General features: G+C 63.9%; 16 protein-coding genes. 7 read left to right on the top strand and 9 right to left on the bottom strand.

All coding sequences use genetic code 11. The features are described 5' to 3' along the window. Positions 1 to 63: 63 nt before the first annotated feature. Complete coding sequence (locus tag BLR35_RS10000; RefSeq protein WP_090381174.1) at positions 64 to 813, bottom strand: IclR family transcriptional regulator; 750 nt, start codon at positions 811 to 813, stop codon at positions 64 to 66. Positions 814 to 930: 117 nt separating this feature from the next. Between BLR35_RS10000 and BLR35_RS09995 the strand changes: the two genes are divergently transcribed. Then, positions 931 to 2280, top strand: coding sequence for a glycerate kinase type-2 family protein (locus BLR35_RS09995; protein ID WP_090381170.1), 1350 nt, complete (start codon positions 931 to 933; stop codon positions 2278 to 2280). Between the two features lie 185 nt (positions 2281 to 2465). Beyond that, positions 2466 to 3098 (top strand): rod-determining factor RdfA, encoded by a 633-nt coding sequence (gene rdfA, locus BLR35_RS09990; protein ID WP_090381167.1) that lies wholly within the window; start codon positions 2466 to 2468, stop codon positions 3096 to 3098. Positions 3099 to 3237: 139 nt separating this feature from the next. Here the strand turns inward: rdfA and BLR35_RS09985 are convergent, their stop codons facing one another. Continuing rightward, the gene (locus tag BLR35_RS09985) at positions 3238 to 4215 is read right to left on the bottom strand and encodes a DMT family transporter (protein ID WP_090381165.1); all 978 of its coding nucleotides are present in this window, start codon (positions 4213 to 4215) and stop codon (positions 3238 to 3240) included. A 220-nt stretch (positions 4216 to 4435) separates the two neighbouring features. On the opposite strand from BLR35_RS09985, the gene BLR35_RS09980 reads away from it, so the two are divergent. Beyond that, a complete protein-coding gene (locus BLR35_RS09980) occupies positions 4436 to 5242 on the top strand; it encodes a helix-turn-helix transcriptional regulator (protein ID WP_090381163.1) in 807 nt (268 codons plus the stop codon). On the opposite strand, the gene BLR35_RS09975 is transcribed toward BLR35_RS09980, so the two are convergent. The 3 genes from BLR35_RS09975 to BLR35_RS09965 all read right to left on the bottom strand — a co-directional run bounded on the left by BLR35_RS09975 (position 5239) and on the right by BLR35_RS09965 (position 8831). Continuing rightward, positions 5239 to 5967, bottom strand: a complete 729-nt coding sequence (locus BLR35_RS09975; RefSeq protein ID WP_244510222.1) for a bacteriorhodopsin — start codon at positions 5965 to 5967, stop codon at positions 5239 to 5241. The two genes, BLR35_RS09980 and BLR35_RS09975, sit on opposite strands and share 4 nt — an antisense overlap. 2 nt (positions 5968 to 5969) lie before the next feature. Then, positions 5970 to 7610, bottom strand: a complete 1641-nt coding sequence (locus tag BLR35_RS09970; RefSeq protein WP_090381158.1) for a methyl-accepting chemotaxis protein — start codon at positions 7608 to 7610, stop codon at positions 5970 to 5972. A gap of 453 nt (positions 7611 to 8063) precedes the next feature. Continuing rightward, positions 8064 to 8831 carry a Nif3-like dinuclear metal center hexameric protein gene (locus tag BLR35_RS09965; protein ID WP_090381156.1) on the bottom strand — a complete coding sequence of 256 codons (768 nt, stop codon included), beginning with the start codon at positions 8829 to 8831 and terminating at the stop codon, positions 8064 to 8066. A gap of 92 nt (positions 8832 to 8923) precedes the next feature. On the opposite strand from BLR35_RS09965, the gene BLR35_RS09960 reads away from it, so the two are divergent. Beyond that, positions 8924 to 9829 (top strand): acetamidase/formamidase family protein, encoded by a 906-nt coding sequence (locus BLR35_RS09960; RefSeq protein WP_090381153.1) that lies wholly within the window; start codon positions 8924 to 8926, stop codon positions 9827 to 9829. A gap of 31 nt (positions 9830 to 9860) precedes the next feature. On the opposite strand, the gene BLR35_RS09955 is transcribed toward BLR35_RS09960, so the two are convergent. After that, the gene (locus BLR35_RS09955; protein WP_090381151.1) at positions 9861 to 10349 is read right to left on the bottom strand and encodes a GNAT family N-acetyltransferase; all 489 of its coding nucleotides are present in this window, start codon (positions 10347 to 10349) and stop codon (positions 9861 to 9863) included. 94 nt (positions 10350 to 10443) lie between these two features. Beyond that, on the bottom strand, positions 10444 to 10779 hold the full coding sequence (locus tag BLR35_RS09950; protein ID WP_244510221.1) for a DUF7344 domain-containing protein: 336 nt from the start codon (positions 10777 to 10779) through the stop codon (positions 10444 to 10446). A 220-nt stretch (positions 10780 to 10999) separates the two neighbouring features. On the opposite strand from BLR35_RS09950, the gene BLR35_RS09940 reads away from it, so the two are divergent. Beyond that, positions 11000 to 12934 (top strand): bacterio-opsin activator domain-containing protein, encoded by a 1935-nt coding sequence (locus BLR35_RS09940; RefSeq protein ID WP_170831006.1) that lies wholly within the window; start codon positions 11000 to 11002, stop codon positions 12932 to 12934. A gap of 33 nt (positions 12935 to 12967) precedes the next feature. On the opposite strand, the gene speB is transcribed toward BLR35_RS09940, so the two are convergent. After that, entirely contained in the window at positions 12968 to 13819 is an 852-nt protein-coding gene (gene speB / locus BLR35_RS09935) for an agmatinase (protein WP_090381144.1), read from the bottom strand. After that, complete coding sequence (locus tag BLR35_RS09930) at positions 13819 to 14193, bottom strand: translation initiation factor IF-5A (protein ID WP_090381141.1); 375 nt, start codon at positions 14191 to 14193, stop codon at positions 13819 to 13821. Before BLR35_RS09930 ends, speB begins: the two co-directional genes overlap by 1 nt. A 137-nt stretch (positions 14194 to 14330) precedes the next feature. Here BLR35_RS09930 and BLR35_RS09925 point away from each other — a divergent pair, with 137 nt between their 5' ends. Continuing rightward, positions 14331 to 14861 carry a hypothetical protein gene (locus BLR35_RS09925; RefSeq protein ID WP_090381138.1) on the top strand — a complete coding sequence of 177 codons (531 nt, stop codon included), beginning with the start codon at positions 14331 to 14333 and terminating at the stop codon, positions 14859 to 14861. A gap of 73 nt (positions 14862 to 14934) precedes the next feature. Further along, positions 14935 to 16203, top strand: coding sequence for an outer membrane protein assembly factor BamB family protein (locus BLR35_RS09920; RefSeq protein WP_090381134.1), 1269 nt, complete (start codon positions 14935 to 14937; stop codon positions 16201 to 16203). Positions 16204 to 16238: the final 35 nt, after the last annotated feature.

Genomic DNA, 16238 nt, shown 5'->3' with positions numbered 1-16238 from the left:
ATCGAGCATCTTAAAACTCACTCCGCGGTCGGTCGGAATCGGTCGTGACACTGCCGCTGCCGCTCAGACGTAATCCAGGTTGACCTGCGTGACGTTTGCGGCTCGCTGGACGACGTCGGCGATCTCCTCGCGACGCGACTCGTCGAGTCGGCTCTGTGGGCCACAGACGCAGATCGCACCGCGGATTCGATCGTCTTTGTCGAGGACCGGTGCCGCGACACAGACCATCCCCGCGATGCGTTCGCCCTCGTCGACCGCGTACCCCCGCTCGCGGATTTCCTCGAGTTGCTCGGACAGCACGTCGGGATCCGTGACGGTCCGGGAGGTAATCTCGACGAGTTCCTCCTCGAGCAGTTCGTCGACTCGCTCATCGTCCATGTGTGCGAGCATCGCCTTCCCGGGAGCCGTGGCGTGAATCGGTATTCTCGCACCCGGGTACGCGAACAGGTTGATCGCGTCCGGCCCCTCCTCGACGGCGAGGATCACCGCCTGGTCGTTCTCCTCGATCAGCAGGGTCACGTGCTCGCCGGTCTCTTCGGCGACCGTCTCGAGCTGGTCGCGGACGGCTTGGTAGATCTCGAGGCGGTGGCAGTGGCGGTGCCCGACCTCGAGAAAGCGGGCCGTGGTCCGATACTCCTTGCCCTCAACCGTCACGTAGCCCGTCGAGACCAGCGCTTGGAGGTAGTCGTGGACCGTGCTGACGGGCATCTCGAGTCGCTCAGCGAGTTCCGAGACGCGACCCGGACCGTTCGCCGCGAGTTCGTCGACGATGGCGAACCCGCGTTCGACCGATCGATTCGACGTGTCCGTCATAGATTCGAGAGGAGTGGGAACACACAGAAGCGTTTCGGTTACTTCGGAAGACTTTCCGAGAGCCGACTGTCGACCACGTCGCGGTAGATACATACCCTCACTCGCCGATGCCAGCATATGGTCGAGATCAGGTGTCACCGTCGGGACGCCGTCGCCGACACGCGGCCGAAGGAGGTCGCACTCGAGTGTCTGCTCGCCGGAATCGAGGCAGCACGTCCCGAAGCCCGTGTCGAGGAGACGGTCTCGCTGCGGGACGGGACGCTCTCGATCCGGGACACTGAGTACGACCTCCAGTCCTACGACGACGTCGTCCTCGTCGGTGCCGGCAACGCCGCGAGCCAGTTCGCGGCCGCACTCGAGGACGTCCTCGGAGAGTACCTGACCGACGGCGCCGTCGTCACGGACGACCCCGTCGAGACGACGGTCGTCGACGTGCTCGCCGGCGATCATCCGGTTCCGAGCGAGGAGGGCGTTCGAAACGCGCGAGAGGTGCTCAAGCACGCTCGCGAAGCGGACGAAGGCGACCTCGTCCTCGCCGCTCTCACCGGTGGCGGCAGCGCGTTGCTCGCCGCCCCTGCAGACCCGTTGACGATTTCGGCGCTGCAGACGGTGACCGAGGAACTGCTGGCCTGTGGCGCGTCGATCGACGAGATAAACGCCGTCCGAAAACACTGTTCGGCGATCAAGGGCGGCCGACTCGCGCGTACCGCTGCGCCGGCGACGGTCGCGACGGTCGCCCTGAGCGACGTTGTCGGTGACGACCCGAGCGTGATCGCCAGCGGGCCGACTGTGCCGGACCCGTCGTCGTTCGCCGACGCGCTCGAGGTCGTCGAGCGGTACGACCTTGCGGTTCCCGACTCGGTTCGCGAGTTCTTGGAAGAGGGCGTCGAGGGCGACCGGCCGGAGACGCCGCCCGCCGATGATTCGGTCTTCGCCGACGGACGAACGCACGTCCACGTCGTCGGCAACAGTCGAACGGCGCTCGAGGCCGCGAGCGAGGCTGCGACAGAGCGAGGATACGAGCCGCTGCTCCTGTCCTCGCGAGTTCGCGGAGAGTCACGGGAGGCCGCACTCACCCACGTCGCGATCGCCGAGGAGTGTCGCGAGCACGGGGCCCCGGTCGAGCCGCCGGCCGTCCTGCTGTCGGGTGGCGAGACGACCGTGACGCTTGGCAACCAGTACGGTCGCGGTGGGCCGAATCAGGAGTTCGTCCTCGGCGGTGCGCTGGCACTCGAGGACGAGGATATCGCCGTCTCTGCGGTCGATACGGACGGGATCGACGGGGCGACCGATATCGCAGGTGCCATCGCTGACGCGACGACGATTCCCGAAACAGACGGTCGAAACGCCCTCGAGCGACACGACGCATCGTCCGTTCTCGAGGACGCGAACGCGGTCGTCCGGACTGGGCCGACGGGAACCAACGTGAACGACCTTCGCGTGATCGTGATCGAGTCGGCCGACTGATCGGCTCCCCCTCGTGGCAGTTCGACCGCCCTCGGTAATTATGCTCTCTGTGGCATATTCCAGGACCTAACAGAATTAGGATATAATCCGTAGCGCGTTCACGTCACGTTCGACAGCCAACGCATTACGAGCGTATCACTGTAAACCCCGAACGCTTTTTTACGAGAGGTGCCGACACGCCTATCGTGAGTGAACGAACCAGCGAGGAAGGGAGAAGTGCAACGTGTGGCTGCAAGGTCGGTCGGATCGCCCATCAGCACGGCCTCTCGAAACTGGACGACGAACTCGTCCGGTACTGGACCGACAGAACCGACGAGCGCTACAGCACTCGAGAGCTCGCGGAACACGTAAACCAGCAGGTTCTCGCGGCGGCGCTCGACGACGCCGGACTGCAGTATAAAGACGGCGAGGTCGAGAACACCTACCGGCTGCTGACCGACGACGACGTCAGCAGCGGGACGCGCGTCCAGACGCGCAAGGAACTCGAGCGCGAGGGCGTCCCCGTCGAGGACGTCGAGAGCGACTTCGTCTCCCACCAGAGCGTCTACAACCATCTCACAGACTGCCTCGAGGCCGAACTCGAGACGCCCAGCGACGAGGAACGACTCGAGCGAAGCAGGGACAAACTCGGCGCGCTCCGGAACCGGACCGCTGCAGTCACCGAGGATACGATCGCCCAACTCGCACGCAGCGACGTCCTCGACGTCGGCGAGTTCAACGTCGTCGTCAACGTCACGATCACCTGTGAGGAGTGCAAGACCCAGTATACGAGTAGAGATCTCCTCGAGCAGGGTGGCTGTGACTGTCGGACGGAGTAAGGTCGTTTCCCCGGCCGCCAGGTCGCACCGACGAGCCGTCGCCGTCGCACTTCGATCAGATATCGAAGTTCCATCATATATTTTAATCCGACAATTCGAGGGAGCGCCGATCCTCAACGAACCTCTCCGGATCGGCCGATCAGTCCGAGCGGTATCCACGGGGTTCGTCGGCGACTGCCGTCGATCCGTCGCTCGAGCGGTGGACGGACGTCGGCGCCAGCGAGCGGACGTCGATCGACTCGCTTCCCAGAACGGCGAACCCGGCGAAGATGGTCAGGAAGCCCAGAATCGCCAGCGGCGCGATCGACTCCCCGAGAAGCGCCCAGCCACCGACCGTCGAGACGGCGGGGACGACGTAGAAGACGAGATTCGCACGGATCGGACCGGTCTCGTCGAGCAAGGCGAAGTAGGCGATGTACGCGAACACGCCAGCGAAGACGCTGACGTACGCCAGCGCGACGAGCGCCTCGAGCGTCCAGACGATCGATCCGAACGACTCACCAGCGGACCACGAGAGGCCGTGAGAGAGGGCGGCCGCGAGGGGGAGTCCCCACGCGATCCTGACCGTACTCGAGAGAGTCGGTTGGGCACGGCGGATGAAGACGGCACCGACGGCCGCGCTGACCGCGCCCGCGAACAGGATTGCCCTGCCGAGAGCGTCGCCGGCGAACAGTGCCGCGGGATCGGGGCTGACGACGAACGCGACGCCGACGAGTCCGAGTCCCATTCCGACGGCGCCGCGGGCCGAAACGCGTTCGTTCGAGAGCAACACGGCCGCAAACACCGGCGTCAGGATCGGGTTGAGACTGAAGACGATCGCTCCGACCGCGCTCGTGGCGTACTGCTGGCCGACGAACAGGAGGGCATTCGCCAGTCCGATCACGAGGATACCGGTCGCGGCGATTCCCAGGAGATCGCCACGCGTCGTCGGGAGCAGTTCCGCCCTGGAGGACGTAACGAGGACGTACCCGAGCAGGAGTACCGCCGCGACGTCGAACCGCAGCGCAACGAACAGCAACGGCGGGAAGTACTCGAGTCCGGCCTTCGCCGCGACGAACGTCCCACCGAAGAAGAGACTCGAGAGGGCGAAAAAGATCGCGGAGCGGCGGTCCATCACTCGAGAATCACCTCCTTATCCAGAGGACGACATCCCGGACGGAACGCGACCGGGACGGGTAGCGTGGCAGTCATCGATACTTCGTAGGGGAGGAACCACCATATATTAATTCAGAAAACATTTCACGGCAAGAAAACGCGTAGCGACGTGTTCTTCGCTCACACTATGAAATAATTTCACACTGCGAAAACGATTTACCGAAACGAGTACGAACGGACGTATGGCATCACCACTCGAGGAGATCGAGTTCCTCGCGCTCTCGGCGAACCGTGTCGACGTCCTCGAGTTGCTCGCCGAGGACGAGTACACTCGCTCGGAACTGGCCCACGAAACCGGTGCATCTCAGGCGACGCTCGGACGGATTCTCGGGGACTTCGACGAGCGATCGTGGATCACCCGCGACGGAAGTCGGTACAGGGCGACGGCGACGGGACGACTCGTCGCAGAGGGGGTTACCGATCTCCGGACGATACTCGAAACGGAGGGAAAACTACGGGACGTCGTCGACTACCTTCCGACTCGAGGGCTGGCATTCGACCTCCGTCACCTGGCGGACGCGACGATCACAAAACCCAGTCAGACGCGGCCGAACGCGCCAGTACAGCGATTGCTCGCGTTACTCGAGGACGCCGACGAGGTCCGGGCGTTCTCACACGCGTTCAACGAACAGACCCTGCAGGTCGTTCGGGAACGGACGACAGCAGGGGAGGTGACCTTCCGGGGCGTCTTCTCTCGGTACGCGATCGAGGCGCTCACCGACGACTCGGCGTTGCGACGCCAGTTGCGTGATCTGCTCGCCGCGGACGAGACGGCTGTCCGAGTCGGGCGCGACGACGTTCCGCTCGCAGTCATGATCGTCGACGACGTGGTCTATCTGCTCGTTCGCGACGACCACGGCGTCTTGCGGGCGTCGATCGAGATCGACGATCCGACGGTTCGATCGTGGGCGAACGATCGGTTCGACGAATACTGGGAGGACAGCGAGTCACTCACGGTCGACGCGCTCGAGTCGATGGACGACGGCTAGTCGGCGGCGACCGACTCCGGTCGCGGGTCGCCCGTTCTGTCGTCCTCGAACGGGTTGAGCGACGTCGATGCGGCGGTCTTCTCGAGTGCGTGGCCGCTCCGGACGACGATGCCAGCGAAGCCGATCACGAGTACGACTTCGACGTAGATCGACGCGAACTGGCCGACGAAATCGGTGGTGAGATCCATCGATTCCGACAGAATGCCGGTGAGGACCAGCGCGATCCAGCCGAGAACGACCAGGTTCCGCAGTTTCGTGTAGAGCAGACGCCGTTCCTCTTCGACGGTCGAGACCGCACGCATGAACGGCCCGAACAGCAGGTAGATCCCGATCAGCAGCAGTGCAAACGGGACGAGCGCGAGCACTGCACCGAGCGTTCCCTCGACCTGCCAGCTCCCGTAGGTTATCCAGAGCCGGGACAGGACGATCGCAAACAGCGCACCCGTCAGCCGGCGATCGACGCCGGCGACGGCCACGATGACGGAGCAGATAACGGTCCAAAGCCCCGTGTACCCGACGAACCTGACGAAATCGGTCCCGTATCCGCCCGCCTCGAGACCGGCCATCACCACGTTCGAGGCCGTCATTACGGCAACGGCGCCGACGGCAGCGTAGCCGAACTGACGGCTGGTGTCCGGAAGACGGCGGGCAACGACCAGAAACGCGAGCGTAGCCACGCCGAGACCGGCCGCTGCCCACAGGTAGACGGTAGACGGAGCGAACACGCTCAGTCTCCTCCAGCAGGAGTCGCCGACGACGTCGCAGTAGTGGCTTGCTGATCTATGGTGAACGAACCGATCAGTTCACGCAGGTTCTGAGCGTCGGCCTCGAGGTCGGTCGCAGTCGCCGACACCTCGTCGATCGTCGCGGTCGTCTCCTCGGCCGCAGCAGCGGCTTGCTCGGCTTCGGAACTCGTCTCCGTCGAGACCTCGGCGACCGTGTCGACGAGCGTCGCCAGTTCCTCGGCAGCGGTCGCCTGGTCGTCGGCCGTCGACGTGATCTCCTGGATGCTCCCGTCGACCTGGTCGATTCCCTGAGAGATCGTCTCCTGGCGGGTCTCGAGGTCGTCGACGAGCGTCGCAGTGGATTTCATCTCCTCGTCGACCGTCGCGATTTCCTCGGCCGTCGTCGACGTCCGCTTGCGGATCGACTCGAGGGTCTCCTCGATGTCGTCGACGGCGTCCATCGTCTCCTCCGCGAGGGACTTGATCTCGTTTGCGACCACGTTGAAGCCGTCGCCGTCTCCCTGTGCCGTCGCCGCCTCGATCGAGGCGTTCAGCGCGAGCAGGTTCGTCTGGTCGGCAATGTCGTCGATCAGCGAGATGATCTCGCCGATCTGTTCGGTCTCCCGCTCGAGTTCTTCGGCCGTTTCGACTACCATCTCGGTAGTGTCGGCCAGCGAGTCGATGTTCGTCGCCGCCTCCGATGCCATCTCCTGGCCTTCGTTGGCGAGTTCGGCGACCTCCTCGGACTGGTCTGCGATCTCCGTGGTCGTGGCCGCGACCTCCTCGGTCGCCGCCGAGAGATCGCTGACCTCGCTTGCCGCGTCGTCGAGGTCGTCCGTCTGTTCGGCTGCTCCGTCGGCGATCTCCTGGACCGATTCGGCGACGTCCTCGCTCGCGGATCGGATCTGCTGACTCGAACTCTGCAGGTCCGTGGCCACGTCCTCGACGGTCCGGGCCGACGTCTGGACTTCCGCGATGAGTTCGCCGATCCGGTCGAGCATCTCGTTGAACGAGCTGGCAATCGCCTCGAGCGCCTCGTCCTCGATCTGTGGATCGAGTCGCCGGTCGAGTTCGCCGTCGGCACAGGCGTCCATCACTTCGGAGAACCGTTCGGCCTCCGCGACCAGGCGCTCGTTTTTCTCCTCGACCTCCCGACGGGCCTCCTGAACGCGCTGGCGCTCTTCCTCGAGTTCGTCAGCTCGCTGTTCGGCCTCCTCCTGGGCCTGCTGAGCACGTTTCTGTTCGGCCTCGAGTTCCTCGAGGTTCGTCTCCAGCGAATCACGCATCTCCGCGACCGAATCGTATAGCTGCCCGACCTCGTCAATACGCCCCGTCTCGAGGTCGACGTCGAACTCTCCGTCACCGATCCGCTCGGCGCGGCTACCGAGCTGGTGAAGCGCGAGAGCGGTGTTTCCGCCGATCACGATCCCGAACAGCCCCAGGTTCATGAAGAAGACGACCAGCAATCCGGTCACTGCTGCGGTCGCCCGGTCGACGGCCTCGGCCTCCGATCCCGACTGGACGTAGACCCCGAACAGCACGCCAAAGGCGAGCGTAACGAGGACGACACACCCGAGCGCCGCGGCAATTTTCGCACTGTACCGACGACGGATTCGTTCCGGTACGATCGACTCTACCCCCATCTGCTCTCCCCCCGACAGTTTTTGACGCCTATCATGGCAGTCCTGTTCGAGGTACTTACAATGAAAGCAGATAATTGTTATTGCCGAATCCAGCCGCTATCGGTCCCTATATAGTGGACCTTCATGGTTCAACGATAAACACTTGTTCCGGATCTGGTGTTTATTATCCGAGTTCATACTCGGCCCGAACCCGTTCGCTCCACTGGCTGCCAACCGTCCGGACGGCACCCCGTTCGTCTCGGCCGCACCGTCTACAGATAAAGAGGCGAGTGCCTCGGGGTCGGACGGAAATCGAAGATTTCCGTGACTGAGCGGAGCAAAGATAAGCGGGAGCTGCGCTCCCGCGAGGTCAGCGGGACTTCGTCCCGCCAGACTCCGCGATGTCTGCGAGACCTCTGGTCTCGCTTGATGACGAGACGCTTCGCGTCTCGAACCACTTGACCCCGAGGCGGTTCACAACCCGGTCGGAACGTCGAAGTAACTCGTCTCGAGCCCCCACTCCTCGACCAGTTCCTGTAGCGAGCGCACGCCGAACGTCTCCGTCGCGTAGTGGCCCGCCAGGAAGACGTGGATACCGGCCTCTCGAGCCTCGTGATAGGCCTTCCCCTTTCCTTCACCGGTTACCAGCGCGTCAGCGCCCGCGTCGACGGCTTCGTCGAGCCAGTCGGTGCCACTGCCGGTGACGATCGCGACCTCGTCGATCTCTTCGGGACCGAACTCGAGCGACTGGACCGGCTGGCCGCCGGTCTCGAGCGAATCCTCGAGGCGTTTGCGGAGTTCGTCTGGCGAGTACGCGTCGGCTGCCGTCCCACGCTGGCCGATGTACTCGGGGCCGAGTTCGCCGAAGGGGGTCCGGTTCTCGAGGTCGAGAACGTCGGCGACGCCCGCGGCGTTGCCCAGTTCCTGGTGGCCGTCCAGAGGGAGGTGCGAGACGTACAGCGCGAGGTCGTTCTCGAAAAGTGGCTCGAGGCGGTCGTAGGTTCGGCCGGTGACGCGGTCGAAGCCGCCCCACGAGAGACCGTGGTGGACGACGAGGGCGTCGGCACCGACATCGATTGCCCGTTCGAACGTCGCGTCGACGCCGTCGACGGCGAATGCGACGTGTTCGACCTCCGTCTCGTCGGGGCCGACCTGGAGGCCGTTCGCGCTCGCGTCGAGGTCAGCGTAGTCGTCGGTTCGCAGTTCGTCGTCGAGTCGGTCGACGAGTTCCGTCAGTTCCATGGTCGTCTCCCTCTTTCGCCGCCGAGGGCTTGTATGCTTGCGGTCGCGGACGCCGGGGTACCGATTTATATCACGGTCACGAACGATCCGATATGGCTCGCCAGACGATTTCCCACGAGGACGGAGCGATCTACGAGTTCACGCCCGATCTCGAGCCGATCGAGACGGTCGAGTCGGGTGCGGAGTTGACGTTCGACACGCGAGACAGTCTGGACGGCGCGGTCCAGTCCGAAGACGACGTCATCGAGTCGGTCCCCGAGGAGGTAAACGCCGCGACGGGACCGGTCGCCGTCGAGGGTGCCGAACCGGGCGACGTCCTGCGCGTCGAGATCGAAGACGTTCGAGTGACGGAAGAACACGGCCGAGTGGTCACCATCGACGGCTTCGGCCTGCTCGACGAGTACGACGAGATCGAGGCTCCGCGAACGCGGATCACCCCGGTCGAGGACGGGGCGATCACGTTCGACGACCTCGAGGTGCCGATCGAACCCGTCGTCGGAACGATCGGCGTCGCCCCCGCAGAGGAGTCGTACACGACGCTGATTCCCCACGATCACGGCGGCAACCTCGATACGACCGACGTCACCGGCGGGAACACGATCTACTTCCCCGTCTTCCAGGAGGGCGCGATGCTCGCGATGGGCGACTCCAAGGCTGCCATGGCCGACGGCGAGATGTGCGGGACGGGATCGGAGATCGCGACCGACGTCGACGTCACCGTCGAAGTGATCGACGACCCCGACCTCGAACTGGAGCGGCCGCTTCTCGAGACCGACGACGCCTGGAAGACGGTCGCGAGCGCCGACACGCTCGAGGAAGCCTGCGAACTCGCGAATCTGGACGCGATCGAACTGCTCGCCGCGGAGCACGGGTTCGACGAAACCGACGCCTACACGTTCTCGAGTCTGACCGGTGGACTCGAGATCAGTCAGGTAGTCGACCCGCTGGTGACGGTTCGCAACGCCGTTCCGAAGGAGTATCTCTCGAACCCGTTCTGAGGGAGCCGCGAGCGCGCTCTGGGAATCGCCCTCAGAGATTCCGAGCGACCAGTTCGCCCCAGTGGTCGAACCCGTGTCGATCGTAGAACGCCTGTGCTCGCTCGTTTTTTCGGTCGACGTCCAGGACGATCCGCTCGAGCGGGAGGTCCTGGTCGCGGGCAGCGTCGATGGCGGCGTCCATCAGGTCGTCCGCGACGCCCGTGCCGCGATGTTCCTCACGGACGTATATCTCGTTCAGGACTGCCGCGTCCCAGATGTACGCCTGCGTCTCCGGCAGGAGGAAGACGTAGCCGGCGATATCGCCGTCCTCGACTGCGACCTGGACGCTTCGTTCGTCGCTGTCGAGACAGCGATCGACCCACTCGAGGTAGTCCGTTCGGTAGTCGTCGGTGAGTTTCGCGTCGTATCTGGCTGCCTTTTCCTCGCCGCCGGTGCCAGAGCCGAGTTCGGTTTCGAAGGCTCGTTTTAGTTCCCACAGGGCGTCGGCGTCCGTCTCAGCCCGATACGGTCTGATGGCCATACCCGTGGCTAGCCGAATCGAGAAATAACGCTGTTGTTTCGTCGAAATCGAACGCTCGTCGAAAACGCGGACTCCTCGGGTACCCCCACTTTTGCTATTCGATTCGGAACTCGTAGTCGAGACGGTGCGTTTGTGACACCACGCGTCCGTCTTCCGAATCGTACTCGATGGTGTTTGCCGACGCCATCGCCGGGAGGTGCACGTGATGAAGCGAGAGTGCTACCTCGCGGACGGTCTCGTCGTCGGCCCCATCGCGGCCGTTCTCCCGTGCGGCGATTGCGGTCGCCAGATCTTCGACGTCGACCGGATCGAGTCGACCCGAGAGGACGTCGAGCGTGAGTCTCCGGCGTCTCGAAGCGAGTAACCGGTGGTACTCTTCTTCGGACAAGGTGTTCTGTTTTCGGATCGTTTCGTCGGTGCTGTCGTGCATAGATCGTGGCATGAGGGGGTTCCTGTGTCCGCTGTTCGTACCTACGAGAGGTCCCGTTTCCCCCTAAACTCATAGTAAAACAAATTAGGTAGATGGCTAGCAACGGTATCGGCCTGATCAGAGATCTTGTTCGGAAAGTGGCGCATATACCGCTCTTACGGACTAGATAGTGGAGTACCGCCGGCGGAGGGTTGATACGACTGGCGATCGTGATGGGAGTATGAGTGGGGGATCGCTGACCGAAACGCTTCACGAGACGCTCTCGTACTTCGGCGACACCGGGACACCACTGACGACCACCGAAGTAGCGGATCGTCTCGAACTCGGCCGCCGAAGTACGTACGAACGACTCGAGCGACTCGTCGATCACGGCGAACTCGAGACCAAGAAAGTCGGCGCGAGCGCCAGGGTATGGTGGCAACCTCGAGAGTCGATACGGAACAGCAGGAATCGCCACGACGAACTGCCGATCACCTTCGAGGATCTCCACGGGTTCTCTCGAGCACTGCTCGATGCAACGACGGCCGAAGCAGTCGGGGAGGCAGTCGTCAGTAAAACGACGACCGTTCTCGATCTCTCCGGTGTGATCGTCTATCACTACGACGACGAGCAGGATCGACTGGTTCCCGGCCCGCGATCGGTCGATGCGAATTTCATGCGTACCGAGTTTCCAGTCGTTTCGTTGAGTGAGGAGAGCATTACCGGTCACGTCTTCGAGGCAGGCGAAACCCAACTCTACGACGACGTCCTCGAATCACCGCGAATGCAGGCAGATCCAGCGGAGACCGAAATGCGAGCGGGGCTGTTCGTTCCGATGGAAGCACACGGCGTTCTCGTCGCTGGGTCGCGCGAACGAGGGTCGTTCGACGACGAGGCCCGATATCTGATCGAACTGCTGGCGACGAACGCGGTCGCAGCCTACGACCGCGTCGGGCGTGAACGTCGGATCGATCGACAGCGCGAACAGTTGGCCGCACTCAACAACCTCAACGACATCGTTCGTGACGTCACGGACGCGATCATCGACCGATCCACTCGCGACGAGATCGAGCGGATCGTCTGTGAACGCCTCGCCGAGGCCGAATCCTACGAGTTCGCCTGGATCGGCGATGTCGACTCCGCTTCGCAGACGGTAACCCTGCGAACCGAAGCCGGCGTCGAGGGGTACCTCGACGACGCCACCATCTCGGTCGATCCGGACGACGAGCACAGCGGGGGACCGACGGGAAGAGCACTTCGGACCGGAGAAATCCAGACGACTCACGACATCTGGAACGATCCCAGATACGAGCCCTGGCGGGAGGTAGCCGAAACCTACGGCTTTCGTTCGTCGGCAGCGATCCCGATCGTCAACGGCGGGACCGTCTACGGCGTATTGAACGTCTACGCCGACCGCCCACACGCGTTCGAAGGCGGAGAAGGAACGGTGATTAGCCAGCTAGGAGAGATCGTCGGCCACGCGATCGTCGCCACCGAGCGCAAACAGGCGCTGATGAGCGACGAGATCGTCGAACTCGAGTTTCGCATTCACGATACGTTCGACGACCTCGGGATCGACGTCGGCGACCCAACCGACGTCCACATCACGCTCGATCACACGGTCGCGCTCGAGGACGAAACGTACCTCGTCTACGGCACTGCGGGTCCGAACGACGTCGACACCGTCGAACGGCTCGTCGAGACGATCCCGCACTGGACTGACGTCACGTTCCGGACTGAAGGACGAGAGGTGACGTTCGAGGTCCGACTCTCCAAACCGCCGGTGCTGTCGACGATCGCATCGATCGGCGGCACCGTCGACCGCGCCGTCTTCGAGGACGGCGACTACCGGATGACGCTCCATCTCTCGCCGACGGTAAACGTCAGGCGAGTCATCGACACCGTTCAGTCGACGTATCCCGCAGCCGAGATGGTGATGCGACGTCAGATCACGCGGGAAAACGTCGACGACCGCGTACACCAGGTACTGACGTCCGACCTCACCGACCGACAGCGGGCGACACTCGAGGCCGCCTACCACGCTGGACTGTTCGAGTGGCCGCGGAACGCGACCGGCGAAGAGGTCGCCGACTCGCTCGAAATCGCGTCGCCGACGTTCCATCAGCACCTCCGGAAGGCCCAGGGGAAGGTGTTCGAGTCGCTTCTGGAGCAGTGAACACACGAAACCGAACACGAAAACGAGAGCGCGTCAGTTCTCGTCCCGGGCCACACTCGAGAACACGAACTCCCGGGTCAACTTGCCAGCGAGCGACGCCGCCTGTCCGTCGTCGCGATCGTTGACTTCGACGACGTCGAACCCGTTTGCCTGCGGTGCGACCTCGCGAACGACGTCGCGCATCTCGCGGGGCTCGAGGCCGAACGGCTCCATCGTTCCCGTTCCCGGCGCGTAGGCGGGATCGGCGCCGTCGATGTCGACGCTCAGGTAGACCTCGCGGCCCTCGAGTCGGTCGCCGAACGAGAAGTCGGCGACCTCCTCGGGGGGAACGACGGTGACGTCGTCCGCTTCGGCTCGCTCCCACTCCTCCTCGCTGCCGGTTCTGGCACCGAGAATTATCGCCTCCTCGACGCCCTCGAGTTCGAGGATACGTCGGGTAACGCAGGCGTGGGAGAGGTCGTTGCCGTCGTAGGTGTCGCGCAGGTCGAGGTGGGCGTCCAGACAGACGAACACCTCGGGTTCGACGGCGCGTGCGCCGGCGAGCGAGACTGTGTGTTCGCCTCCGAGCAGCAGGGGGACGGCCTCGTCCCAGACGGCATCTCGCAGGGTTCCTTCGAGCCACTCGAGGTACTCGGGAATGTCGTCCCAGGCACGAACGTCGCCACGGTCGACGACGCCGAGTTCGGAAAAGTACTGGTCGGTCCGCCGGTCGTAATCGTCGAACGTCTCCGCAAACGTCCGGATGCGCCGGGGGCCGAATCGGGTCCCCGGCTGAAAGGTCGTCGTCGCGTCCAGAGGCGCACCGACGACCACGAAGTTCGCTCCGTCACGGGTATCGTCTCCCGCGTCGCTCCCCCCGCGTTCGTCAGTCGCCCCGGGAAACATTAGACGATCTTTCGCTGGTCTTCCATCTCGAGGTATTCGATGTTCTCGTCGGGCGATGGGTCGGCGTCCTCGGGGACGCGCATCGTGAGGGTCTCGTAGGTCTCTAGGTCCATGACCTGCATGTCCGAGCCGTCGACGGAGACGACCTGACCCTGTTTGCGCTCGATGATCGGGACCCAGATCTTCGCGTCGACTGGCTGGGAGAGCGAGCGCTTCTTCCCGTCGAAGACGCCTTCGGCCTCGATGCGAGCCTTGGCGCTGCCGTGTTTACCGGGTTTTGCCGTCGAGTAAGAGTTGATCTTACACGGCGCATCGTCGATCATCACGTAGCTACCTTCCTGGAGGTCGCGAACTTCGTTTTGCTGTTTCGCCATGTCCCGGGGTAATCAACCGACGGGCATAAACCGTTTGGAATATCTTCCGGCAGTATTCGGCGCGGTAACAGGTCACTCGACGCAAACGCGGAAAGCGAAATCGTCTCCCGGACGCGACACGAACGACTGCTCGAGCGATGCTAGACGGCCGACTCGAGATCGTTGTGCTCGCTGTGTTGCTCGTGGCGGGTCTCGTCGGAACGGTAGCGTACCGCCGGCGATTTCGACGCGAATCCGAACTCGCCGCCACTCTCGAGTCGAGGCTCGCGGGCGAACTCCCTGCGGGCCGAGGGACGCACCTCGAGCGGTCGCCGCGGGTTCGACGGATCGACACTCGCGACGGCGACCAACTCGTTCCCGTCGTCCGGATCGACCTCGAGACGGCCGACACGCCGGGGATGAAACTCGTCTTCGACTACGTCGCGGACGTCCTCGAGGCGATCCACCCGGAACTCGACGGTCGCGACGTCACACGGTACGACCTCGAGTTCTCGTTCGGTCCGGACGGCCTGCTCGTGGAGGGCGAGTGTCGACGCGTGACGATTCCCGCGGCGTTTGCAGATCGGTTGCTCGAGGAGGAGACGTATCGCGCGTTCGACCTCCGGAAGGACGTCGAACAGGTGGACGAACGCGACGACGAGGTCGGGACGCTCTGGAAGGAGTGTTGATCGGACGATCGGGCCGATTCGTCGAGTGACCGACAAAACTTATCAGGCGAGTGTTCGAACGTCGCTTCTATCGATGCCCTCCAGACGCACGCTCCTTGCGGCCTGTGGCAGTGCGGTCCTCGCCGGTTGTTCGACGCGATACACCGACCCGTCGGACGACGCCACCTGGTCCCAGCGCGGCCGCGATGACGCTCGAACCGCGACGCGGACCGACGGCCCCGATTCACCGCTGACGACTGCGTGGACGTACGACGCGAACGCGGGCTACGGCAGCCCGGATTGTTCGCCAGTGATGGTCGACGGCACTGTCTTTCTCGCGTACACCGAACAGCGAGCCGACGGCGAACAGGCCGCCGTCCTCGATGCGGTCGACGCCGAGACGGGAGCACGCCAGTGGACGACGACGGTCACGACCACGACCGCGCAGATGCAGGAAACGCACAGTCACACCGATTCGCTCGCGATCGCCGACGACGCTGTGTTGCTCCAGACCGCAAACGGACTGGTGGCTCTCGAGAGAGGCGACACCGAGGACGCTGGAACCGAGCGTTGGCGGTTCGACAACGTCGGAGACGGCCAACTCGGTTCCGTTGCCGCACAGCCAGGTGTCGGCGACGGGGTCGTCTACACTGGCTTTCATCGTCACGGACGAGAGCAAAGCGAACCGGAGTTCTACGCGATCGACCTCGAGGACGGCGAGCTGCGCTGGCGTTACGAGATCGGCGACTGGGACGAATACCTCGTCTACCCGCCGGCAGTCGACGACGGCGTCGTCTACGCCGCGATAGGTGGCGGCGGAGTCGAGGCGATCGACGCCGCTGACGGGACGGAACTGTGGCGCGAGCGCCTTCCCGTCTACAGTGCTCCGACGGTCGCAGACGGGAGCGTATTTGTCGGAACCGCCGCCGACGAAAGCGGCGTCGCCGCCCTCTCTGCCGAAACGGGGGAACGACGGTGGACGCGAATGGACGACGACGCCGTCGTCCCCAGCGGTACCGCCGTCGCCGACGGGACCGTTTACTACGCCGCGATGGACCGACTCGTCGCTCGAGACGCGGCCACGGGCGATTCGATCTGGACGATCGATGGAAGTGACTCTTCGGACGAGGACCACGTCTACAGGGGTGTGCCGACTGTCGCCGGAGATACGCTCTACGTTACTGGAACCTCGCTGTTCGCCGTCGACCGGGAAGCCGGCGAGTTGCGGGAGCGAGTCGGCGACGTCTGGACGAGGGCGTCGCCCGCGATAGCGGACGACGTGGTTATCGCCTCGCTCGAGGAGGGCACACTCGAGGCGCTGGTCGAGTGTCGGACCGAACTGTTTGACCGATGTCTGCGGTAGCCGGCTGACGGAAACCCGTCGGAGTATGAAAACTT

It is taken from the genome of Natronobacterium texcoconense (genome assembly GCF_900104065.1).
Taxonomy (GTDB): Archaea; Halobacteriota; Halobacteria; order Halobacteriales; family Natrialbaceae; genus Natronobacterium; species Natronobacterium texcoconense.
Note: the sequence above shows the minus strand (reverse complement) of the source record. Positions and strands in the feature narration are given on the sequence as shown.

Coding starts and splice junctions, on each gene's coding strand:
- BLR35_RS09920 (WP_090381134.1), top strand. CDS start 14,935: ATGCCCTCCAGACGCACGCTCCTTGCGGCCTGTGGCAGTGCGGTCCTC.
- speB (WP_090381144.1), bottom strand. CDS start 13,819: ATGTTTCCCGGGGCGACTGACGAACGCGGGGGGAGCGACGCGGGAGAC.
- BLR35_RS09955 (WP_090381151.1), bottom strand. CDS start 10,349: ATGGCCATCAGACCGTATCGGGCTGAGACGGACGCCGACGCCCTGTGG.
- BLR35_RS09970 (WP_090381158.1), bottom strand. CDS start 7,610: ATGGGGGTAGAGTCGATCGTACCGGAACGAATCCGTCGTCGGTACAGT.
- BLR35_RS09995 (WP_090381170.1), top strand. CDS start 931: ATGGTCGAGATCAGGTGTCACCGTCGGGACGCCGTCGCCGACACGCGG.
- BLR35_RS09925 (WP_090381138.1), top strand. CDS start 14,331: ATGCTAGACGGCCGACTCGAGATCGTTGTGCTCGCTGTGTTGCTCGTG.
- BLR35_RS09930 (WP_090381141.1), bottom strand. CDS start 14,193: ATGGCGAAACAGCAAAACGAAGTTCGCGACCTCCAGGAAGGTAGCTAC.
- BLR35_RS09960 (WP_090381153.1), top strand. CDS start 8,924: ATGGCTCGCCAGACGATTTCCCACGAGGACGGAGCGATCTACGAGTTC.
- BLR35_RS09980 (WP_090381163.1), top strand. CDS start 4,436: ATGGCATCACCACTCGAGGAGATCGAGTTCCTCGCGCTCTCGGCGAAC.
- BLR35_RS10000 (WP_090381174.1), bottom strand. CDS start 813: ATGACGGACACGTCGAATCGATCGGTCGAACGCGGGTTCGCCATCGTC.
- BLR35_RS09950 (WP_244510221.1), bottom strand. CDS start 10,779: ATGCACGACAGCACCGACGAAACGATCCGAAAACAGAACACCTTGTCC.
- BLR35_RS09940 (WP_170831006.1), top strand. CDS start 11,000: ATGAGTGGGGGATCGCTGACCGAAACGCTTCACGAGACGCTCTCGTAC.
- BLR35_RS09965 (WP_090381156.1), bottom strand. CDS start 8,831: ATGGAACTGACGGAACTCGTCGACCGACTCGACGACGAACTGCGAACC.